Source organism: uncultured Sulfitobacter sp., assembly GCF_947499945.1.
Classification (GTDB): Bacteria; Pseudomonadota; Alphaproteobacteria; order Rhodobacterales; family Rhodobacteraceae; genus Sulfitobacter.
In genome coordinates, this window is sequence record NZ_CANMQD010000001.1 from 1,629,454 (window position 1) to 1,646,065 (window position 16,612).

Below are 16,612 nucleotides of genomic sequence, written 5' to 3' on the forward strand. Positions count from 1 at the left end.
TTCTAAAAGAGAGGGCGGCACCAGACGGTGCCGCCCTTTCGCCACGCCTCGTGCGCAAGGAATATCATTCGTGAGCATACCTGTTTTCGCCCCGTGGAATGACCCGCAGGAAAAACCACTGATCCGGTTCAAGAACGTGACCAAACGCTTTGGCGATTTCGTTGCGATCGACGACTTGACCCAAGATATATATGCTCAAGAGTTTTTTGCGCTTCTTGGGCCGTCTGGCTGTGGCAAAACGACGATGATGCGGATGCTCGCAGGGTTTGAGAAAGTGACAGAGGGAACGATTGAGCTTGCTGGTCAGGATATAGCAGATGTGCCGCCGAACCAGCGAGCGGTCAACATGATGTTTCAATCCTATGCGCTGTTTCCGCATCTGAGCGTTTACGAGAATATCGCCTTTGGTTTGCGTCGTGATAAACTTGCCAAGGATGAGATCGACACTCGCGTTGCCGAGATGCTCAAACTTACCCGTCTTGAGAAATTTGCCCGCCGCAAGCCGCACCAGATATCAGGGGGGCAACGCCAGCGTGTGGCCCTCGCGCGTAGCCTCGCAAAAGCGCCTAAACTGCTGTTGTTGGATGAGCCGTTGGGTGCGCTGGATAAGAAGCTGCGTCAAGATACCCAATTTGAACTGATGGATATTCAGGAAACGACGGGCACCACATTCGTCATCGTTACCCACGATCAGGAAGAGGCGATGACTGTTGCCTCCCGTGTGGCTGTGATGGACGAGGGGCGGATCATTCAGGTCGCGACCCCTGACGGCATCTATGAAGCACCCAACAGCGTTTACGTCGCGGATTTCATCGGTGATGTGAACATTATCAAAGGGACGGCAAAGGCGGCGGGCAAGGACAAATACTATGTCGATTGGGGTGTGAACCAAGCGCCGATTGTGGCGAATTCGGACCGCCCCTTCACCGAAGGACAAGATTGCTTTCTTGCGATCCGACCCGAAAAGATCAGCATTACTAAGGACAAGCCAGAAGAGGCCGAGAATGCCGTGCAGGGTGAAGTTCTGGACATCGCCTATCTTGGGAACCTGAGTACCTATCATGTGAAGCTGCCTGATGGTCAGATCATCAAGGCGCAGACTGCCAATACCCGCCGCCTCTCGCGTCGTGATATTACGTGGGAAGATAAGGTTTGGGTGCGCTGGACGACCACTGCCGGCGTGCTGTTGGAGCACTGAAGAATGCGTCAGGCCTCCACTCTTGTTTTGTTTTTTTGGTTTTCAGGCCTTTTGATTTCGGCTTTGATCGCATTTTTTGCTGTGGCGACTTTCAACGGTTCAGGCCTTGCTAGTTATCTTCCCTCAGTAGGTTTGTTGGCTTTGGCGGCAATCTCTTGGTTGATCCTTCCATTACATTTTAAACTACGTGTTTTGGGGCTAGCCCTGATCGCGGTGCCATACACATGGCTTCTGGCGCTGTTTCTGGTGCCGTTTTTGATCGTTTTCAAGATTTCGTTGTCTGACATTGCATTGGCAATCCCACCTTATACTCCAACGGTGAAAGACGGGTTTAGCGCACTGATCCAAGGGCTCGATTTTGAGAACTTCGTCTTTCTGACCACTGATGCCCTCTATTACAAAGCTTATCTTAGCAGTCTCAAGATTGCAGTGATCTCGACTGTACTGACCCTCCTTGTCGGTTATCCGATGGCATATGCTATGGCGCGTGCGCCTCAGGAATGGCGTGCCACATTGATGATGCTTGTGATCTTACCTTTCTGGACCTCTTTTCTGATCCGCGTTTATGCGTGGATTGGCATCCTCAGTAATGAAGGGCTGTTGAACCAGTTTTTATTGTGGACCGGTTTGATTTCCGAACCGCTGACGATTTTAAACACCAATACCGCAGTCTATATCGGCATCGTTTATACATATCTGCCCTTCATGATCCTTCCGATCTATGCGGCCCTTGACCGGATGGACGACAGCCTGATCGAAGCGGCGGAAGATCTTGGCTGCTCGCGCCTGTCTGCCTTCTGGCTTGTGACGATCCCCCTATCCAAGAATGGCATCATAGCTGGATGTTTCTTGGTATTCATTCCTGCGCTGGGTGAGTTTGTGATCCCCTCGCTACTTGGTGGCTCTGGCACGCTGATGATCGGAAAAATATTGTTTGAAGAGTTCTTTAACAATCGCGATTGGCCTGTTGCCTCTGCTGTGGCGGTCATCTTGCTTTTGATCCTCATTATTCCAATCGTGCTGTTTCAAAAGAACCAGCAAAAACAAGCGGAGGCGGAATCATGAAACGCCTAAGCCCGTTCAACATCACCGCACTCACGCTCGGATTTGCATTTTTGTATCTGCCAATGATCTTGCTGGTAATCTACAGTTTCAACTCCTCCAAACTTGTCACGGTCTGGGCGGGTTTTTCGACCAAATGGTACGGTGAGCTTTTGCGCGATGAGGCTTTCCTCAATGCGGCATGGGTCACGATAAAAGTTGCAGTCATCTCATCAACCTTCGCAACTGTCCTTGGAACAATGGCGGCTTATGTCCTGGTGAACTCAGGCCGATTTTTCGGGCGCACTCTTTTCTCTGGCATGATCTATGCGCCGCTTGTGATGCCCGAGGTTATCACAGGTCTGTCGTTACTATTGCTCTTTATCGGGATCGGGTTGGATCGTGGGGTGCTGACAATTGTGTTGGCGCATACGACCTTTTCGATGTGTTATGTCTCTGTTGTTGTATCATCGCGGCTGGTCAGTTTTGATCGCTCGCTAGAGGAGGCCGCCCTCGATCTGGGCTGTAACAGATTTGACGCATTCCGCCTTGTAACCTTACCGATCATTGCACCTGCAGTGATCTCTGGCTGGCTTCTGGCCTTCACGCTCAGTCTTGATGATTTGGTGATCGCATCGTTTGTTTCTGGCCCTTCCTCGACAACTCTGCCGATCAAGATCTGGAGCGCGGTGCGTCTCGGTGTCTCGCCTGAAATCAACGCGCTCTCTACATTGATGATCGGGATTGTGACTATTGGTGTCATCACGGCATCCCTGATTTCCAAGCGTAGTTCGATTCGTGCGCAAAAGGATGCGCAGGCTGCTGAGCGGACTGCATGAAACGGATTTTTGATGCGTATGCCTATGGGGAGGGGCCCCGCGCGGGATGCTGGTGGGATGAGACAAGCGATGTGGAACGGCGCCCCGTTGTCGACCAAAGTTTGCGCACCGATGTCGCAATTATCGGGGCAGGGTTTACAGGGCTGTCAGCGGCACTTCATCTGGCGCGGGCAGGGATAAGCGTTACGGTTCTGGACGCCAATCATGTTGGTTGGGGTGCTTCGGGGCGCAACGGTGGCTTTTGTTGTTTGGGAGGTGGCATCGACAGTGATGCGGCTCTGGACAAGCGTTTTGGTCTCAGAGGTCGGATTGATTTTCGGCGCACAGAGCTTGCGGCCATCCAGTATGTCGAAGGTCTGATTGACGAGCTTGGAATTGATGTGGATCGTCACTCCGATGGAGAGACATCCCTCGCACACCGTCCAAAAGACATGGTAGACCTAGAGGCATCGGGAGAAGCAGTGCATGAAAATTATGGTGTTCAACACACCCTTCTTCGCAAAGAAAAACTTGCTGCGGTAGGAATGGCCGGCCCGTTTTATGGGGCGCTGACGATCAAAGCGGGCTTTGGCTTGAACCCTCGGAAGTATGTGAATGGTTTGGCCTGTGCTGCTGAAACAGCCGGCGCGCAGATTTTCGAGCAAAGCGCTGTGTCCGAACTAACCCGCCAAGTCGATGGCTGGGTCCTGCGCGTTAATGCTCATAAGTTGCGTGCGGATCAGATCATCGTCGCGACCAATGGCTATTCATCAGAGGACGTCCCTCCTTGGCTTGCAGGGCGATACCTTCCTGGTCAGTCTAATGTGATCGTGACACGTCCTTTGAGTGATGATGAGGTGGCAGCTGCTGGATGGACCACTGATCAGATGGCTTATGACACCAGACATCTGTTGCATTATTTCCGACTGATGCCAGATCGCCGCTTCCTGTTCGGGATGCGTGGAGGACTGCTGACGGGGGCGGCCGCGGAAGCAAGGGCCAACAAGAAGATTCGCAGCGACTTTGATTCAATGTTTCCCGCTTGGCGAGATGTGGAGGCGACGCATCACTGGTCAGGTATGGTGTGTATTGCGCGCGATTTGCTGCCCTTCGTGGGCCCCGTGCCTGACACCAAGGGATTATGGGCAGGGATGTGTTACCACGGCAATGGTGTCGCCATGGGAAGCTACAGTGGCGCTCTGCTCGCTCAGCTTGTGCAGGGCAAAGCGCCAGATGCTCTTTATCCTGAGCCAATGCAAAAACCATTGCGTAAGTTCGAATTGGGCAGTTGGCGCCGTGCTGCGATGCCACTTGCTTATGCAGGCCTCATGCTAGCGGATTTTTAAATCGCCTCACGCAGTGCTGTTATACTGTTTGCAGGCGCTTCGGCGCCGCCCTCAAACACAACACGCGATTCTGTGCCAAGTGTTTGGACTTCGACAATTCGAGCATATGTTTCTGCTTGGGTCGCAGGCAGCGTGTTGCCGTCCGTGCCTATTGCCTCTACCTCAAAGCGATATAATCCTGATGGGAGAGCGGTGCCACCCTGTTGTACGCCAGCCCAGACCACAGGATCATTGGAAACGGGCATCTCGTTTCGCGCCACTTCACGCCCATTTGCGTCATATGCGACCAATTCCATGCTTTGTGCGCCCACTGGTGGTGTGGGCATTACCGTAATCGGGGCCTTGTCGAAAGGAACTGGTGCCGTTGTCCGCGCCTCCATACCGATCCACTCGGCCATTTGACCCATAGTGCCAGTGCCCAGTTGTGAGGAAAGTGCAGAAAGCAAATCATTGGAAAGCACCTGCTGCTCTACCATTGAGAATTGAGCCAATTGCGCTGCGTATTCGGAACTGTCTAGTGGTTCCAGTGGATCCTGATATTTTGCTTGTGTCGTGAGCATTTTAATAAAGGTTTCAAAGTCTGACGAGAGCGCAGACTGTGTGGGCAGTGATGATGCAGAAGCTGCTCCAGAACCGGTAGTGCCAGCCGAGGATGTGAGTGTGGGAGAGATCATGTTTTTTCCTTACAAACGAATATCGACGCCAGTGGATGGCGAGCGGTCAAGATTAATCATTGCGGGTTCGGTGCGATCGGTTGCTGACGTAGAATGGTTGCTTGCATCAGATTTTGAATCGCTCTGACGCGCATCAGGATCCGCCTCATTTTCGGCGCCAGAGCCAAATGCGAATGTGATCGATTCATACCCCATGGTGCGGAAAGTTTGCCCCAACTGGTCAATGTGACGGCGCATCAAATCGAGTGTGTCCGCACGCTCTGCGATAATATGAACAGTGACAGCACCATCATCGGTGCGCACTGACATTCGCACGCGTCCCAATTCATCGGGGGAAAGAGCGATATCAACAGGCCGGTTCGAAGCTTGAGCCATGACTTCAACCAGTTGTCGTGCAATCTGCGGTGCTACGTCTACCCTCAATGGCACCATGTTGCTATATGCTGCTTGGGCCATGCGCCCACCCTCCCAACTGAAGACTTCGGACTTATCAGATGATGTAAGGAGTGAAACAGCAGGATCATTTTTGCCAATAGCTGAAGTGAGAGTACCTAAGTTTGAAATCACTGCTGCCATATTAGTTGGTTTCGATGTCGGGTGTGATAGCGCCGATGGTGATATTGGCGCACTGTGCCTCTCTTGTACGAACAAGTCTCTTGATTCACTATTGAGAATGCCAGCTCCTTTTTCAGATGAATGCATCGCGGATTTTTCTTCACCTTTTACGGTTCCCGTTGACCCCATCTGGACAACTTCTGCTCGATTTATAGCCGCCCCTGCCGTACGCGGTCCGGGGATTGAATGTAGAGCAGTTTGCCCTGTCTGCGCGGCATGTTTTACATCCATTTCAGCGGTCAACTGCAGCATAACGGGCGCAGCTTCTCGCTTCAATTCCGCTTGTGCCTGAGCGTCTCCTATATTGTTTGGAAGTACTGGCACTATTGCAGCCAAGCGTTGGGAATTTGTGTTGACCATTTTCGCTTCGGGGGTCGGATAGAACGCAGTTTGGGCTGTCTTTACGTTTTGCGGGTTCGGCTCCGCTTGTGCCTGAGCGTCTACAATATTGTTTGGAAGTATCGGCTCCATTGCAGCCAAGCGTTGGGAATTTGTGTTGACCATTTTCGCTTCGGGGGTCGGATAGAACGCAGTTTGGACTGTCTTTACGTTTTGCGGGTTCGGCTCCGCTTCTGCCTGAGTGTCTACAATCTGGTTCGGGTGTGCCGGTCCCGTTGCAGCTATGCGTTGGGAAGCGACGCTTGCCACATGCTGACCTTTCGGCTCGCCACTAGAGATTGATGGTCCGAGCGATGCTAAAAGTGTGGTCCGGCCAACCGGATCAAAAGTTGCCTGTTTAAAGGCGGCTCCATCCATTTTTGTTGGCACATCTGTTTCTGAAGTTTTGTAGAGGTTGGGAGTTCCTGTCGACTCTTTGCCTAAAGGTGAAATTTGAGCGTCAGGAGCAACGATACGTCTTTTTGCTGAAATTTGCGGGAGTAAGGGGGCTTCAACATCACGCAAAACCCTTAACAATTGGGGCTGGTTGGCGATTGCTGGTGTGTCAGCCGATGGTTGCTTCTCAAGTCGTCCATTTGGCGCGTTGAAGCCCATAGAAGGAAGCGAATGTGGCGCCGGTAGCGCTACAGCGAGTGAAAAAAGTTGTTCTTGGCTCAGATTATAAACTTGTTCCGTTGCATTTGACTGTAGTCGAGTGCGCTCTGATTCTCTATTGTCAGCGGCTCCACTATTCACGATCGGCGGATCTAATCGCTTTGGGTTATTGGTCTGGTCATCAATAGTAGGAGGGCTGTTGACCTCCCCTTCCAGCATGTTGGACTGCGGTGCCACCTCAATGTCTTCTGTGGGCGCTTCGTCATTTTTGGATAATGCAACCATCATCAAACTGGCAAAATCCGAACCTTCAGCATTCGGCAGCAATGCGTTGTGCTCCAATGGCGTAGCATGGATTTGCGGCCCGGTCCCGATGAGGACGCCTGATGGAATCGGAGTGGTCATATAGCGCCTTTCGGGATTCTGCCTCGATCTGCATCTACTAACCACACCCTTCCTTACCGGTTGTTTACCGCTTTGTACCCATGATCAGAAAAATCCATGCAATTTAAGGAGTATTTCTGATGATATCGATTCCCCCTCCCACTCAAGTAGCTGCGCTGCCTACGCGCGATGCAGCGCTGATGGAGGCTGCCCAGAATCTTGAGGCGGCGTTTCTTGCCGAAATGCTGCAATCTGCCGGGCTCGGCAAAACCAGCGAAAGCTTTGGTGGAGGGGCTGGTGAAGATCAGTTCAGCTCATTTCTGGTCCAAGAGCAGGCAAAACATATTGTGAAAGGTGGCGGTATCGGACTGGCACAATCTCTTTTCGATGCTTTGAAGGAGCAAACAAATGACACTTGAAATGACAGACTTTTCACAACTCGATAGCGTACTAGAGCAGGAACGCGCATTTCTTCTTGAAGGCGATCTTGAAGGTTTGGGTAGTTTGCTGCCTGTGAAGGAAAAGCTGGTTGAGCTTTTGCTTATGGATGTAAGTGGCAATCGTGAGCAGATCACACCTTTGGAAGGTAAATTACAACGCAATCAATTATTACTTGATGGTGCGCTGGATGGAATTCGGGCCGTGGCAGCACGTCTTGCTGCCTTGCGTCAGGTGCGTTCAGCGCTTGATACTTATGATGCGCAGGGCCGCAAGCAAAGTGTTGAAATGCCTAGTTCGCCCAAGGTCGAAAAACGGGCCTGACCTTTCGCTCACAAAGACAATGCTTCTTGGCCTGGGTACAGCAATACGCAGGCCAATTTATTAAAATGCCCGACAGACAGAATGACAGAATTAAGATTTTGGAAAGTCTGAAAAGGGCATGTTGGCGATGCATCCGATTTCGGGTGGCGCAGTTTTTGGAGGTCCGGAACTGCACAGGTCAGAATGGCATTCCTGTCCCACACACGTGAGGACGTCACTCCGGTGCAAAGCATCGATACGAAAGGAACATGCTTCAATGTCGAGCATTAATACAAACAACGGCGCAATGGTTGCATTGCAAACTCTGAAATCGATCAATTCCAACCTGACAGATACGCAAAACGCTATTTCGACGGGTAAAGAAGTCGCGACAGCCAAGGACAACGCATCTGTCTGGGCCATCTCCAAAGTGATGGAATCCGACGTATCTGGTTTGGACGCTGTGTCTGATAGTCTTGCAACCGGTCAGTCCGCTATCGCTGTGGCAAGTGCGGGTGCAGAATTGATCGTCGAAACGATCAAAGAAATGCAAGCACTGGCAATTTCGGCACAATCCGAAGGTGCCAACTTCACGCAGATCGACGCAGAGATGACTGCCAAAAAGTCGCAGCTTGACTCGATTGTTGCAGGGTCTCAGTTCAATGGTATTAACCTGTTGGCGACAGATACTGACGGCAACGGGGCAACGGGTCTGTCTGTTGTTGGTTCAATCAACCGTGTCGGTGGTGGTGCTGCAACTGCTACTACGATTGACGTTGCAACAGCGGACTTGGAAGCGTCTGTCACAGACATCACGCTGACAGGGACAGCGGATACTGCTGATGCTGCAACGACGTATACCGAGCTTGAAACAATGCTGACAGCTGCGATTACTGGTGCGGCAGCTTTGGGTACTTCGGCTAAGCGTCTGGATGATCAGTCCAACTTTGTGTCCAAACTATCGGACGCTCTTACTTCCGGTATTGGCTCTCTTGTTGATACGGATATGGAGGCGGCATCCGCAAAACTTCAAGCGTTGCAAACACAGCAGCAGCTTGGTGTTCAGGCGCTGTCGATTGCCAATCAGGCGCCACAGACCATCCTGTCACTCTTCCGTTAAGGTTTGGGTTTCTGAAACCTTTTGGGGGCGCGGCAACGCGCGCCCCCGATACAGCCATTAAAGAGTAGGGATACCCTGTGAACGCAACAACACTTGCCCACCGCGGTTATGCACCAACGGCCGCGCCACTGAAATCAGCACGACGTGCGGAGTATGACGTAATCGCACGCATTACATCGCGTATGACTTCGGCTATTCAGGCAAAAGACTTTAACAAGCTTATTCACGCCATGCACGAAAATCGCACGCTTTGGCGCAAGCTCGCAATTGATGTTGCCGACCCAGGAAATTTACTCCCGGACGATTTGCGGGCACGTCTTATCTATCTCGCTGAATTCACCGAACATCACACTCGCCGGGTTATTGCTCGCGAAGAGTCAGCAACACCGCTCGTTGAGGTAAACACTGCCATTTTGCGTGGCTTGAAATAGATTGGAATCCAACATGAGTGGTCTTGTTCTTAAATTGGGTCCCAAGGAGCGCGTACTTATCAATGGCGCCGTTATTGAAAATGGAGACCGCCGTAGCCGTCTTGCCATTATGACACCGGATGCAAAAATTCTTAGGCTTCGAGATGCTATTCACCCCGAAGATGCGAAAACGCCAGTGCGCCGTGCCCTATTTGCCGTGCAGTTGGTTTTATCTGGCGATAAGGATGCTGAGAGTGCGCATCTCCCTTTATTGCGCCAGGTTGAAGAACTGAGTCAGGTATTCACTGATCCTGATAGCCGCCAGATGTTGGCAGAAGCGAGCCAAGCCGTTATCGAGAAGCAGCATTACCGCACACTTAAGGCGCTACGTGCGCTATTGCCTCGTGAAGAACGGCTTATGGCCGTAAGGCCAAGCTAGTGTTTCAGCCTGTTATTCCTATAAGTGGATTGGGCGGCTGGCGGTTTCTTCAGCAAACGTATGACAACCAATTCAAAGCATTCACACAAAGCACTCAGCTTCAGCGCGGCAGTGACTATTTTCGTGAAAATATCGGGAAGGTTGAGACTGCTGAAGGCTTGGTAGGGGATCGTCGTCTGTTGACTGTCGCGCTAGGCGCTTTCGGTTTGCAAGATGATATAAACAGTCAGTTTTTCATCCGGAAGATTCTTGAGGAAGGATCGGTCAATGATGATGCTTTAGCGAACCGCTTCAGTGATCCACGCTATAAGGAAATGTCGCAGGCGTTCGGATTTGGTCCTGGAGAGTTTCTCAAAGTTGGGGAGCCAGTTTTTGCTGAGGCAATCATAGACCGATATGAACGGATCGAATTCGAAGTTGCTGCTGGTCAACAAAACGAGTCAATGCGCTTTGCACTCTATGCGGAGCGCGAAATGGGGCTTCTAGCGCAAGAAGACATGTCAAATGATGCAAAATGGTTCACTCTGATGGGAGAGCCCCCGTTGCGTCAATTGTTTGAAAAAGCGCTCAACTTGCCAACTGCCTTTGGTCAGATTGATCTCGATCAGCAATTGAGTGTTTTTAAGGAAAAGGCGAAGAAAGAATTTGGATCGGACGATTTGAGTATTTTTAGTGATCCAGAGTTGGTTCAGGATCTCATCACGAAATACGTCGTCCGTGATCAAATTGCGCAGTTTAACAGTAACTTTTCCTCCAACGCTGTCGCCTTAACTCTTCTTCGCGGATTCTAGGAAAGGCCAACACCTCCGCGGCGTAATAGGAGCTCAAGCTGACTAAAGCTGCGTTGCGCATCATCCATTTCTTCTTTTGCTAAAAAGCTCTCAATCTCGGGATGGAGCAAGATCGCCTTATCGATGTCTGAATCGCTACCATGTGTGTAAAGACCTGCGCGGATCATCATTGCATTACTGTCATATAGGCTGATCATTTTGCGCATATGTGCGAGTAGTGCGTTTTCACGCTTAGTCGCAGCAGCAGGTAAACTGCGCGAAACGGAACGCAGGACATCGATCGCAGGAAAGCGCCCACGCTCTGCGATCGCGCGATCAAGAACGACATGCCCGTCCAGAACGCCACGTAGGATATCTGCAATGGGCTCATCCATATCTGATCCAGCCACAAGAACGCTGAGCAGAGCGGTAATGTCGCCTTGTGAACCCATTCCAGGCCCGGCACGTTCACACAGCGATGTAATGAGGTGTGTGGTCGAAGGTGGATATCCTCGCAACACTGGCGCTTCACCTGCAGCGACGGCAACTTCCCGGTGTGCTTCTGCAAAGCGTGTAATAGAATCTGCGAGAAATAGAACTGAGTGACCGGCGTCACGATAGTATTCTGCCACTGCCATTGCTGTCCAAGCGCACCGTCGGCGAAGTAATGGCGATTGGTCTGATGTGGCTGCGACGACGACAGATCGCGCCAAACCTTTTTTTCCCAATACATCATCCACGAAGTGGCGTAATTCCCGACCGCGTTCTCCAATCATAGCGATGACGACAACATCGGCGGTCATATGTCGTGCAAATTGACCAAGTAGGCTCGATTTTCCAACGCCAGAGCCGGCAAAAAGACCAATACGCTGTCCTTGAACAATCGGAAGAATCGTATTTGTGACGGCCAAACCTGTGCTTAGACGGGGACCAAACGGGCGTCTATCTGCAGCGTTTGGTGGGGGACAAAGCAGGCGGCGCGAAGTGGGGCCGCGCAACAGAGGTTTACCATCTAGCGGTCTACCATCGGGATCAACGATTCTACCCAACCATTCTGTTGAAGGGGCAACGATACTTGGAGAGAACAGGGTCACACGGTCATTCAAACCGACGCCCTCTGGTGGTTCTTCGGCCAACATAACAAGGGTATCACCAACAATTTGAACGACCTCCCCTCGCAGGGGTGCGCCTCTCTTACGGTAAACGAGTAAGGCATCCCCGATGGATGCCTCATTGGCCAGACCATTGATATGCAAAGCACCACCGTCCGCGCGGCTCACTTTACCAACCGGGCGAACAGAGCGTAAGTCGGCAATATGGGCCGTTAGCCCATCGATCAGTGATGTACTCATCATAGCATCCCTTTTTTAGCTGCTCACTGTTTCTAAAGGAATCACCCTTAAGCATTGATGAAACCGCAGTAGGGAGAATCCCAATGTTCGAAAATTTAACAGTCTTCAAAACAGCATCGGCCATGGCCCGACATGCTGGACAGAGTCAGGCGTTGATCGCCCAAAATGTGGCGAATGCCGACACACCAGGATACGTGGGCAAGCAAATGCCACCCTTCGCATCGCTATATGCCCCAGCAGAAGGAGCAGGGCATCAACGTGCGTCGCGGGACGGACATCTACATGGCACTACAAATGTTCAACAGATGAGCGGTACTGACGTGCGCGGCGGTGACAATCCGAATGATAACACTGTGTCTCTAGAGGCGGAGTTGCTTAAGGCCGCCGAAGCCAAAAGCCATCATGACCGTTCTTTAGCGATCTATAAATCGGCGCTTGATGTGCTTCGTTCTGCAATCCGTACCCGCTAGGAGATAGTTCAATGTCTGATTTTTCATCGGCCCGCTCTGTTTCTGCGAGCGGCATGCAAGCGCAAGCTCAACGTCTGCGTCATCTTTCTGAGAATATTTCTAACGCAGACACTCCTGGGTATCGGCGAAAGCTAATCTCATTTGAAACTGCTTTGGATCAGGGGGAGCGTGTATCCACGGTCGAAGTGGGGCGCGTTAGTCTCGATAAATCTGAACTATCAAAAATTTATGATCCTGCCCATCCGCTTGCGGATGAAGCAGGGCAATACTCTGGTTCCAATGTGAACCTTTTGATTGAACTGGCGGATGCGCGTGAAGCCCAGCGTAGCTACGAAGCCAATCTTAAAATGTTCGATCAAGCGAGAAAAATGTCGAGCAGCTTGATGCAACTTTTGCGCCGTTAAGGTGCTTGTCGGCAATTGAACCAACTCAATAAAGGAGTTCCAGAATGGAATTGAATTCACTTTCTGCCATACAAAACTACACGTCCGCAAAGCCGGCGACTACACCAGCTGAAGGGGATGTCGGAGCTGTTGGAGCACTGCGTGATATTGCAGGGGATTTCGCTTCGACACTCGCAAAATCAGAGCAAATTGCGCAATCAACAATGATGGGCAATGCAGATCCACATGCGCTGGTTCAGGCATTGGCACAAACTGAACTTGCGGTCGAGACAGCAGTCAATGTGCGGAACAAAGTTGTAGAAGCATACCAAGAAATCTTGCGGATGCCTGTCTGATGATGGACGAAATGGTGTTTTTTGACACCATGCGGCAAGGTCTTTGGGTCGCTTTTGTGATCTCGCTGCCGATCCTTGTAGCAGCGCTTGTTTCCGGTGTGTCGATTGGCCTGGTCCAGGCTCTGACTTCTGTTCAGGAAATGACGCTTACATTTGTCCCCAAGCTGGCGGCGATTGCCGTCGTTTTCTGGATGTCGATGCATTTCATGACCAACACGCTTGTTTCGTTCTTCCACGATCAAATAATCCCGCTCATCATCGGAGGATAAAGATGGAAAGCACCAGTTATATCACCCTCAGCCGACAATCAGGTTTGCAGCGCGAAATGCAAGTAGTGGCAAATAACATCGCCAACGCGGCAACGACGGGTTTTCGTGCGGAAGGAGTTATTTTCTCCGAGTATGTTAAATCCGTTGATGGGGGTGCGTCTTTATCGATGGGCCAGGGCAACATTGGCAAAACTTCTTATGAACAAGGTGGATTAAGCCAGACAAACGGGACTTATGATTTTGCAATTGAGGGGGACGGATACTTTGTCGTCCAGACACCTATGGGGGACCGACTGACCCGTGCAGGGGCGTTCTCTCCAAATGCTGAAGGTCAGTTGGTTACGCCGGACGGATTTCCGGTATTGGATGCAGGACGCGCACCTCTGTTTGTACCTGCTGGAGCTGGTACACTTGCTGTTTCATCCGATGGTACACTTAGCATAAATGGCGCTCCTTTGGGTCAGATGGCACTAGTGCGCCCTTTGGAACCGCTGAACATGGTGCGTGAGGATGGCGTAATGTTCCGCGCTGATGCAGGCGATGAGCCAACCGAAGAAGCCCGCGTCCTGCAAGGTTTTGTTGAGGGTTCTAACGTAAATCCCCTGCTGGAATTGTCGCGGATGATCGAAGTCCAGCGCGCCTATGAGATGGGTCAGAGTTTTTTGAAAACTGAAGACGAGCGTGTTCGTGCTGCTGTCAAAACTCTTACAGAATCCACATAATCAAAAAAAGGAGAGAGCTTATGCGAGCCCTCAAGATTGCCGCTACGGGAATGACGGCCCAGCAAATGCGGGTCGAAACGATTTCTAACAACCTCGCGAATATGAGCACCACCGGATACAATGCCCGGCGTGCTGAATTCGCCGACTTGCACTACCAGCAAATGGCGCGTGCTGGTTCGGTCAACGCGTCAGATGGTACCGTCTTGCCGACGGGCGTACAACTTGGGCTAGGGGTGCGCCCCTCTGCAGTGAGTATGGACTTACAGCAAGGTTCGCTCGCGGCAACGCAGGGCGATCTGGATGTCGCGATCGAGGGGTTGGGGTATCTTGAGGTGACGTTGCCCAATGGACAAACAGGATATACTCGAGATGGATCTTTGAAACGGACAGGTGAGGGTCTGATCGTAACCTCTGAAGGTTTCCCGGTTGGTCCCGAGATTACGATCCCTGCGGATGCACGTAGTATTTCCATTAATGCTGACGGTGAGGTGTATGCCTATTTTGATCAGGCTACCGCCGGTCAGCTGCTTGGGCAATTTACTTTAACCGGATTCACCAATTCCAAAGGACTTGAAGCGATTGGAAGCAATATGTTTATTGAGACCGAAGCCTCTGGCCCTGCACTTGTTTCTTCGCCAGGGCAAGATGGCTTGGGAACGCTAAGACAGGGATATCTCGAAGCAAGCTCCGTTGATGCTGTGCGAGAAATTACCGATCTGATCGAGGCGCAACGCGGCTACGAAATGAACGCAAAAGTCATCTCTGCAGTCGATCAGATGATGAGTGCCACGACGCAGGTGCGCTAATGAGAGCGTTTAGCATAGTTTCCGCTGCAGCTTTTGCGTTTCCAGTGTTTGCAGACACGGTTGTGTCGTCGCGTACGATTAGACCCAATCAAATTATTACCGAAATGGACGTCACGTTCGCGGCCGGAGATTTGGTGACTGGTTTTGCTCGATTGTCGGACGTGATCGGACAAGAAGCTCGGGTTGCACTATATGCTGGCAGGCCAATTTTGATCGGTGACATCGGTCCGCCAGCTGTCATTACCCGAAACCAAATTGTCGGTCTTAGGTATCGTGCAAACGGCATAAACATCAGCACCGAAGGTCGTGCCCTTGAACGAGGCGCGATTGGTGACCGCATACGTGTCATGAACCTTGGCTCGCGTGCGACGCTGTTTGGCCAAATTTTGGACGATGGTACGATAGAAGTAAGGAATTGAACCCATGAAAAGAATACTCAAAATTGGCAGTTTGCTAGTCTTAGGTACAACTGTGGGATGCGCGCGCATGGATCACATCGGCAGCCCTCCAAGCTTTACGCCCGCGACAGAAGCACCAGAAGCGCGGGCCATGATTGAGCCAGGGCTACCTGCTGTTTTGATTGCTCAAAAACCGGTTGATGCTGCTTCTCTCTGGTCCCCATCCCGCGCGTCCCTATTGGGGGATCGCCGCGCGGTAGTTCGCGGTGATATCTTAACGGTCGTAATTGAAATTGATGAAAAGGCAGAAATCTCTAATTCATCTGACAGGAGCCGCTCGGGCAGTGAAAACTTGAGTGTGCCAGGACTGTTTGGCCTGCCCCAGCGTTTAGATTCTAGGCTTCCTGAAGGGGCCTCCTCAAGTGAGCTCGTTGGGATAACTTCCCAAAGCAGCTCATCTGGTGACGGATCGGTCAAGCGCAATGAAAAACTTGAATTGCGGATTGCATCGACAGTGATCGACGTTCTTCCAAATGGAGTTTTATCTATTTCAGGCAGTCAAGAGCTTCGTGTAAATTTTGAGCTCCGTGAACTTTTGGTGACCGGCTTTGTTCGACCCGAGGACGTGTCGCGTCAAAACGAAATCACGTACGACAAAATTGCTTCTGCGCGTGTTTCATACGGTGGGCGCGGACAGATTAGTGATGTTCAGCAGCCACGGCTTGGTCAACAAGTTATCGATGCCGTGTTACCGTTTTAAGTCAGGATTCCAAGATGTTAAAAAAGATACTTCCACTTGTTCTATTGTTGGTTGGCTCGTCTGTAGGCGTCGGCGTTGGTATTTTTCTGCGACCCGAAACGCCCGCGAAAGTTGAGCAAACCGCCGCGAGTAACGGTGGCGAAGAAGGTGTAACAAAGGCAATTAATCACGATGTTCAAGATGTAAAAAATAAGAATGAAGACACTGGGGGAGGAGATAACGAGTACGTTCCACTCAGCAACCAGTTTGTCATACCGATTGTTGCGGGTGAACGGGTCGTGGCCCTTGTTGTTCTTGCGCTTAGCCTTGAGGTGCCAGCAGGCCAAACCGATACAGTCCTGATGCGAGAGCCAAAACTGCGAGACAGTTTTTTACAGATCCTATTTGATCACGCGAATATTGGCGGGTTTGATGGCAACTTTACTGATAGTCATATTTTGGCACGGTTACGCAGTGCCCTTAAAGAAGTAGCGCAAAAAGACCTAGGAAAGGACATTGCTAAGGATGTCCTGATAAACGAAATAGCACGCCAGGACTACTGACTTTA

At 51.2% G+C, this 16,612-nt stretch carries 22 protein-coding genes; 19 read left to right on the forward strand and 3 right to left on the reverse strand.

What is annotated here, in order from left to right:
* The first annotated feature begins 70 nt into the window (after positions 1–70).
* The 4 genes from Q0775_RS08105 to Q0775_RS08120 all read left to right on the forward strand — a co-directional run bounded on the left by Q0775_RS08105 (position 71) and on the right by Q0775_RS08120 (position 4,403).
* Positions 71–1,198, forward strand: a complete 1,128-nt coding sequence (locus Q0775_RS08105) for an ABC transporter ATP-binding protein (protein WP_298859097.1) — start codon at positions 71–73, stop codon at positions 1,196–1,198.
* 192 nt (positions 1,199–1,390) lie between these two features.
* A complete protein-coding gene (locus Q0775_RS08110) occupies positions 1,391–2,263 on the forward strand; it encodes an ABC transporter permease subunit (protein ID WP_298859999.1) in 873 nt (290 codons plus the stop codon).
* On the forward strand, positions 2,260–3,078 hold the full coding sequence (locus tag Q0775_RS08115) for an ABC transporter permease subunit (RefSeq protein ID WP_298859099.1): 819 nt from the start codon (positions 2,260–2,262) through the stop codon (positions 3,076–3,078). The genes Q0775_RS08110 and Q0775_RS08115 overlap by 4 nt, the downstream gene beginning before the upstream one ends.
* Entirely contained in the window at positions 3,075–4,403 is a 1,329-nt protein-coding gene (locus Q0775_RS08120; protein ID WP_298859101.1) for an FAD-binding oxidoreductase, read from the forward strand. The genes Q0775_RS08115 and Q0775_RS08120 overlap by 4 nt, the downstream gene beginning before the upstream one ends.
* Here Q0775_RS08120 and Q0775_RS08125 read toward each other — a convergent pair.
* Complete coding sequence (locus Q0775_RS08125; RefSeq protein WP_298859105.1) at positions 4,400–5,077, reverse strand: flagellar hook capping FlgD N-terminal domain-containing protein; 678 nt, start codon at positions 5,075–5,077, stop codon at positions 4,400–4,402. The two genes, Q0775_RS08120 and Q0775_RS08125, sit on opposite strands and share 4 nt — an antisense overlap.
* A 9-nt stretch (positions 5,078–5,086) precedes the next feature.
* Complete coding sequence (locus tag Q0775_RS08130) at positions 5,087–7,090, reverse strand: flagellar hook-length control protein FliK (RefSeq protein WP_298859107.1); 2,004 nt, start codon at positions 7,088–7,090, stop codon at positions 5,087–5,089.
* A 119-nt stretch (positions 7,091–7,209) separates the two neighbouring features.
* Here Q0775_RS08130 and Q0775_RS08135 point away from each other — a divergent pair, with 119 nt between their 5' ends.
* From Q0775_RS08135 to Q0775_RS08160, 6 genes are all read left to right on the forward strand, one after another.
* Positions 7,210–7,488 carry a rod-binding protein gene (locus Q0775_RS08135; protein WP_298859109.1) on the forward strand — a complete coding sequence of 93 codons (279 nt, stop codon included), beginning with the start codon at positions 7,210–7,212 and terminating at the stop codon, positions 7,486–7,488.
* Complete coding sequence (locus Q0775_RS08140; RefSeq protein ID WP_298859111.1) at positions 7,478–7,831, forward strand: flagellar biosynthesis protein FlgN; 354 nt, start codon at positions 7,478–7,480, stop codon at positions 7,829–7,831. The genes Q0775_RS08135 and Q0775_RS08140 overlap by 11 nt, the downstream gene beginning before the upstream one ends.
* A gap of 256 nt (positions 7,832–8,087) precedes the next feature.
* Positions 8,088–8,930: a flagellin gene (locus Q0775_RS08145; protein WP_298859113.1), complete on the forward strand. Its 843-nt coding sequence runs from the start codon at positions 8,088–8,090 to the stop codon at positions 8,928–8,930.
* Positions 8,931–9,007: 77 nt separating this feature from the next.
* Positions 9,008–9,361, forward strand: coding sequence for a flagellar biosynthesis regulator FlaF (flaF, locus tag Q0775_RS08150; RefSeq protein WP_298859115.1), 354 nt, complete (start codon positions 9,008–9,010; stop codon positions 9,359–9,361).
* A gap of 13 nt (positions 9,362–9,374) precedes the next feature.
* A complete protein-coding gene (gene flbT, locus Q0775_RS08155) occupies positions 9,375–9,779 on the forward strand; it encodes a flagellar biosynthesis repressor FlbT (protein WP_298859117.1) in 405 nt (134 codons plus the stop codon).
* The gene (locus Q0775_RS08160; protein ID WP_298859118.1) at positions 9,779–10,570 is read left to right on the forward strand and encodes a DUF1217 domain-containing protein; all 792 of its coding nucleotides are present in this window, start codon (positions 9,779–9,781) and stop codon (positions 10,568–10,570) included. The genes flbT and Q0775_RS08160 overlap by 1 nt, the downstream gene beginning before the upstream one ends.
* On the opposite strand, the gene Q0775_RS08165 is transcribed toward Q0775_RS08160, so the two are convergent.
* Entirely contained in the window at positions 10,567–11,904 is a 1,338-nt protein-coding gene (locus Q0775_RS08165; protein WP_298859120.1) for a FliI/YscN family ATPase, read from the reverse strand. The genes Q0775_RS08160 and Q0775_RS08165 overlap by 4 nt on opposite strands.
* An 80-nt stretch (positions 11,905–11,984) precedes the next feature.
* On the opposite strand from Q0775_RS08165, the gene Q0775_RS08170 reads away from it, so the two are divergent.
* Genes Q0775_RS08170 through Q0775_RS08210 form a run of 9 tightly spaced genes read left to right on the forward strand, consistent with a single transcriptional unit; the run spans position 11,985 to position 16,607 of the window.
* On the forward strand, positions 11,985–12,371 hold the full coding sequence (locus Q0775_RS08170; protein ID WP_298859122.1) for a FlgB family protein: 387 nt from the start codon (positions 11,985–11,987) through the stop codon (positions 12,369–12,371).
* A gap of 11 nt (positions 12,372–12,382) precedes the next feature.
* A complete protein-coding gene (gene flgC / locus Q0775_RS08175; RefSeq protein ID WP_298859124.1) occupies positions 12,383–12,775 on the forward strand; it encodes a flagellar basal body rod protein FlgC in 393 nt (130 codons plus the stop codon).
* Between the two features lie 44 nt (positions 12,776–12,819).
* Positions 12,820–13,110, forward strand: a complete 291-nt coding sequence (gene fliE, locus Q0775_RS08180; RefSeq protein ID WP_298859126.1) for a flagellar hook-basal body complex protein FliE — start codon at positions 12,820–12,822, stop codon at positions 13,108–13,110.
* Positions 13,110–13,379, forward strand: a complete 270-nt coding sequence (locus tag Q0775_RS08185; protein WP_298859128.1) for a flagellar biosynthetic protein FliQ — start codon at positions 13,110–13,112, stop codon at positions 13,377–13,379. The genes fliE and Q0775_RS08185 overlap by 1 nt, the downstream gene beginning before the upstream one ends.
* Positions 13,380–13,381: 2 nt before the next feature.
* Positions 13,382–14,101: a flagellar hook-basal body complex protein gene (locus tag Q0775_RS08190; protein ID WP_298859130.1), complete on the forward strand. Its 720-nt coding sequence runs from the start codon at positions 13,382–13,384 to the stop codon at positions 14,099–14,101.
* A gap of 20 nt (positions 14,102–14,121) precedes the next feature.
* Positions 14,122–14,907, forward strand: coding sequence for a flagellar basal-body rod protein FlgG (flgG, locus tag Q0775_RS08195; RefSeq protein ID WP_298859132.1), 786 nt, complete (start codon positions 14,122–14,124; stop codon positions 14,905–14,907).
* Positions 14,907–15,326: a flagellar basal body P-ring formation chaperone FlgA gene (gene flgA / locus Q0775_RS08200; RefSeq protein WP_298859134.1), complete on the forward strand. Its 420-nt coding sequence runs from the start codon at positions 14,907–14,909 to the stop codon at positions 15,324–15,326. The genes flgG and flgA overlap by 1 nt, the downstream gene beginning before the upstream one ends.
* Before the next feature lie 4 nt (positions 15,327–15,330).
* A complete protein-coding gene (gene flgH, locus Q0775_RS08205) occupies positions 15,331–16,065 on the forward strand; it encodes a flagellar basal body L-ring protein FlgH (RefSeq protein ID WP_298859136.1) in 735 nt (244 codons plus the stop codon).
* Between the two features lie 14 nt (positions 16,066–16,079).
* Complete coding sequence (locus tag Q0775_RS08210) at positions 16,080–16,607, forward strand: flagellar basal body-associated FliL family protein (RefSeq protein ID WP_298859138.1); 528 nt, start codon at positions 16,080–16,082, stop codon at positions 16,605–16,607.
* The last annotated feature ends 5 nt before the right edge of the window (positions 16,608–16,612 follow it).